The organism is Variovorax sp. 01T439_2, assembly GCF_056398445.1.
Map to the genome: position 1 here is coordinate 1 of NZ_JBFTPJ010000357.1, position 5,387 is coordinate 5,387.

Annotated in this window: 1 protein-coding gene; it reads left to right on the forward strand. The window is 70.7% G+C overall.

Annotated elements, in window-relative coordinates:
• The coding region (locus AC1DOC_RS17485; RefSeq protein WP_478130165.1) for a chemotaxis protein CheA at nt 1-5,387 on the forward strand (5,387 nt) is incomplete at both ends.

The following is a 5,387-nucleotide window of genomic DNA, read 5'->3' on the forward strand; positions in this document are numbered from 1 at the left end:
GGCCTGGGYTCTGGGAGAAATCCAGAAATCCCTCGACAGCGTCGGCAAGTCGCTGCGGCGCTTCGTGCGCGACGTGGGCAATGCCTCGGAGCTCGAAAGCGGCCCGCTGCAGATGGCCCGCCAGCAGCTGCACCAATCCGTGGGCGCGCTGCAGATGGTGGGCAACACCGCACCGGCGCTGGTGCTCGGCGCCATCGAGTTCGCGGTGCAGGGCTTCATTGCCGAGCCGCAGCGCTGCACCGACAGTGCGGTCCAGAAGATCGAGCGCGCCGGCTTTGCCGTCACCGATTTCCTCAACGCGCTCCTGGCCGGCAAGGCCGTGTCCTCGGTGGCGCTGTTCCCGCAATACCGCGACGTGCTCGAACTGGTCGGCAACGAGCGCGTGCATCCGGCGGACCTGTGGAGCACGGCCTGGCGCTGGGTCGAAGTGCGGCCCGCGCTGACCCAGGCTGCCGTCAGCTATGACCCGGCCGTGCGTTCGCGGCTCGACCGCGAGGTGCTGCAGCTGGTCAAGACCGGCGACCCGCAGGCCGCGCGGCGGCTGCATGCGCTGTGCCTGGGGCTCGGGCGCGGTGCGCTGCTGCCCCGCGTTGCCAGCTTCTGGACCCTGGCCGCCGGCTTCTTCGAGGCCCTGGCGCTCGGGCTGATTCCCGCCGATTCGTATGTGAAGCGCGCCGCTTCGCGCGTGCTGCTGCAGTACGCCACCCTGGCGCGCGGCGACAGCGCGGTGTCCGACCGCCTGGGCCAGGACCTGCTGTTCTTCTGCGCCCAGGCCGTGCCCGGCGCGCAGGACGAGGCCGCCACCCTGCGCACCGTTCGCACCGCCTGGGGCGTGGCCGGCGAGCGCCAGGTCGACTACACGGTCGAGCAGTTCGGCCGCTACGACCCGCTGGTGCTGGCGCAGGCGCGCAAGCGCATCGAAACCGCCAAGGAAATGTGGTCGGCGCTCTCGGGCGGCGACATCACCCGCACGCGCCAGGTGGCCGACACCTTCGCGCAGCTGGGCGAATCGCTGCAGAAGCTCCATCCGCCCATCTCGCCGATGGTGGAGGCGCTCACCCATGCGGTCGACGCCTCGGTGCGCTCCAGCCAGCCGCCCGATACCGAGCTGGCGATGGAAGTCGCCACCTCGGTGCTCTACCTGGAAGCCGCGCTCGAAGACCTGGACCCGAGCGATCCGCAGCTCACCTCCCGCACCCTGCAGCTGGCCGGCCGCATCGAGCGCGTGCGCGCAGGCGGGCATTCGGAACCGCTCGAGCCCTGGATGGAGGACCTGTACCGGCGCGTGAGCGACCGCCAGACCATGGGCACCGTGGTCGACGAACTGCGCAGCCACCTGAGCGAGCTCGAGAAATCGCTCGACCAGTATTTCCGCCGCCCGGCCGAGAAGGCCTTGCTGCGCACCGTGCCGAGCCAGCTGCTGCAGATGCGCGGCGTGTTCTCGGTGCTGGGGCTCGACCAGGCCGCCAGCACCGTCCAGCGCATGCGCGACGACGTCGAGCAGATGCTGGTGGGCAATGCCTCGCCAATCGAGGAGATGCACAGCTTCGATGCGCTCGGCAACAACCTGGGCGCGCTCGGCTTCCTGATCGACATGCTGGGCTACCAGCCGACGCTCGCCAAGCGCCTGTTCGTGTTCGACGCCGATGCCGGCGAACTCAAGCCGCTGATGGGCCGCCAGGCCGCCGATGGGGCCGCGGAGGCCGCGACCCCCGGCGCTGCAGCGCCCGCAGCTGCCGAAGCGGTGCTCAGCATCGAGGAGGTCGATGCCCAGATCGCATCGAAGCTCGCCGCGCTCGCCACGCCCAACCGCAAGGCGAAGGTCTCGCCCATCGAGGAATTCAGCAGCAAGGCCGACAGCTGGACCCACAAGATCGCCGGTCCCGCGGCCCTGCCCGATACCGAGGTGACGGAGCTCGAAGAAGACGACCTGCAGAACATCTTCCTGGACGAAGCCCGCGAGGTGGTGCAGAACGGCCTGGCCGCCATCGAGGAGCTCGGCGGCCACCCCGACGACACCGAGGAACTCACCATCCTGCGGCGCGCGTTCCACACGCTCAAGGGCAGCTCGCGCATGGTCGGCCTGACCGACTTCGGCGATGCCGCCTGGTCCTTCGAACAGGTGCTCAACACCTGGCTGGCCGACCAGCGCGACGCCACGCCCGACCTGCTCACCGGCACCCGCAAGGCGCTCGAGGAATTCGGCCAGTGGGTCGAAGCCATTGCGTCCGGTGCCCAGCACGGCTGGCAGTCGGCGCATTTCAGCCGCGTGGCCAATGCCCTGCTGGCGGGCGAACCCGTGCCCACCGCCCCCACGTGGGTCGCCGATGCCGACGCGTTGGCCGTGGCCGCGCGCCACATTGCCGCGGAGCCGCCGCCGGCTGCTCCCGCACCGGAACTCGCGCAGCCGCTGGAGCTCCCGGAGCTGCCCGACCTGTCGCTTTCCCCCGCAGCGCCGGTTGAAACAGCACCCGCCGCGCAATTCGAACTGCCGCCGCAAACGCCGCCGGCCGCTGCAAAGCCCGAAGCCGACGACGACTTTGCTTCCACCGATTTCCTCGACTTCGAATCCCGGCCGCTGCCGGATGGCGACGCGCTCGAGGCCTTCGACCACAGCGCCGACTTCGATTTTCTTGCGCCCGCGAAAGCGCAGGCACCGGTCCAGTCGATCGCCCGCTTCACGGCGGAACCCGCCGTCGAACCGGCACCGGCCGCCGATGCGCCCGAATCGCCGGCCCTGGAGGGGCTGCCCGACCTCGACTGGGCGACCGAGATCGTGCCGGCGAAGGCGGACGAGCCCGCGGCAGTTGCCGAGGAGCCCGCACCGATGCCGGTGAAGGCGGAAGAGCCCGCAGCAGTGGTGCCCGCCGAAGAACCCGTGGCCGCACCGGCCCTGCTGCTGGAGCCTGAAGAACCCGCCGTTGTTGCCGCCGACGAAGCACCGCAGGTCGCGGAAGCTGCGCCCGTCGCCGCCGAAGAAATCGCCCCGCCGGTCGAAGCCGAAGAAGAAACCGCCGAAGCCGCCGCCGCCTCCGGTGCCGAAGACCAGGTCAAGGTCATCGGGCCGCTGCGCATCGGCATTGCGCTCTACAACGTCTACCTCAACGAGGCCGACGAGTGGTCCCGGCAGCTCGCCACCGAAGTGGGCGAGTGGGCGCTCGRATCGCACGAGCGGCTGTCCGACTCGACCATTGCGCTCGCGCATTCGCTGGCCGGCAGTTCGGCCACGGTCGGCTTCCACAGCCTCTCGGGCATGGCGCGCCTGCTCGAAGCCGCGCTGCAGCATCTGCAGATGCAGGGCAGCGGCTCGCGCGAACAGGGCGTGGTGCTGGTGGCCGCGGCCGACGAACTGCGCCGCCTGCTGCACCAGTTTGCCGTCGGCTTCCTGCGCGAGCCGTCCGAGGGAACGCTGCAGGCGCTGCGCGACATTGCCGCCGCACCCATGCCGGCCGAGGCCGCCGCGCGCGTCGAGACCCGCCCGCACCAGCATCTGGTGGCGCAGGGCAACGTGGCCGACGTGGCGCTGGACGATTCCGAAGACGCGATCGACATGGTCGACGCGGTCGACGTCGACCTGTTCCCCATCTTCGAGGAAGAAGCGGCGGAACTGCTGCCCCAGCTGGGCCAGGCGCTGCGCCAATGGGCGCACCACCCCGACGACAGCGCGCCGCGCGCCTCGGTGCTGCGCACGCTGCACACGCTCAAGGGCAGCGCCCGGCTGGCCGGCGCCATGCGCCTGGGCGAGCGCGCGCACCGCATGGAGTCCGAGATCGAGGTGCTGGGCACCCAGGGCGGCGCCGACCGGGCCGAGATCGAGAAGCTGCTCACGCGCCTCGATGCGCTGCAGGCCACCTTCGACGCCCTGYGCGCCGCGGACGATGCGACCCAGGCCGAAGTGGCCCAGCTGGTGGCGACGRCCTCGGTGACTTCGCCAAGCGTGCAGCTGGTGCAGGTTCCCGCCGAAACGGGCGTGTCCGCCAACGACGAGACACTGGTTGCCGGCGACGAAAGCGCCGGCGCGGACGCGGAAGCCGCCGCCGCGCCATCGCTGCTGCCGCGTCCGGCCCACGCGCTGCTGGCGCCGCTGCGCGCGGTGTCGAGCCAGGCCGTGCGCATCCGCACCCAGCTGCTCGACCGCCTGGTGGCGCAGACCGGCGAGGTCATCATCACGCGTTCGCGCCTGGAGGCCGAGCTCGGCCAGCTGCGCGGTTCGCTCACCGACCTCACGGGCAACCTCGACCGCCTGCGCCAGCAGTTGCGCGACATCGAGGTGCAGGCCGAAAGCCAGATGCAGTCGCGCCTGGCCCAGGCCAAGGATTCGCAGCAGAGCTTCGACCCGCTGGAGTTCGACCGCTTCACCCGCGTGCAGGAACTCACGCGCATGATGGCCGAGTCGGTGAACGACGTGGCCACCGTGCAGCGCACGCTGCAAAAGACGGTGCAGGCCACGGAAGACGACCTCAGCGTGCAGGCGCGCCAGACGCGCGAACTGCAGCGCGGCCTGCTGCGCACGCGCATGGTGGAGTTCGAGGGCATCTCCGACCGCCTCTACCGCGTGGTGCGCCAGGCCTCCAAGGACACCGGCAAGCAGGTGCGCCTGGACATCGTCGGCGGCTCCATCGAAATGGACCGCGGCGTGCTCGACCGCATGACGCCCGCCTTCGAGCACCTGCTGCGCAACTGCGTGGCGCACGGCATCGAGGAACCGGCCGCGCGCGAAAAGGCCGGCAAGGACGCCAACGGCCTGATCGTGATCGACCTGCACCAGGAGGGCAACGACGTCTCGGTGAGCTTCCGCGACGACGGCGCCGGCCTCGACCATGGCCGCATCGCCGAGCGCGCCCGCACGCTCGGCCTGCTCGCGCCCGGCCAGGAACTCTCGCCCGAGGAAGCCACCGAGCTGATCTTCAAGCCCGGCTTCTCGACCGCCGGACAGGTGTCCGAACTGGCCGGCCGCGGCATCGGCATGGACGTGGTGCGCGCGCAGATCGCGGCGCTCGGCGGCCGCATCGAAACGCACAGCACGGCCGGCCAGGGCACCACCTTCAAGCTGGTGCTGCCGCTCACCACCGCGGTGACGCACGTGGTGATGCTGCGCGCCGGCGAGGTGTCGATCGGCGTGCCGTCCAACCTGGTCGAGCTGGTGCAGCGCGTGAGCAGCACCGAGCTCGAGGCCGCCTACCTGCACAACAGCCATCCGTTCGGCAGCGAGCAGGTGCCTTTCTACTGGGCCGGCGCATTGCTGCAGGCCTCCGCGCGCAGCGAGCACCCCACGAGCCGGAACAACACCGTCGTGATCGTGCGAAGCGCGGCGCAGCGGGTGGGCCTGCATGTGGACGAAGTGCTGGGCAACCAGGAAGTCGTGGTCAAGAACCTCGGGCCGCAGC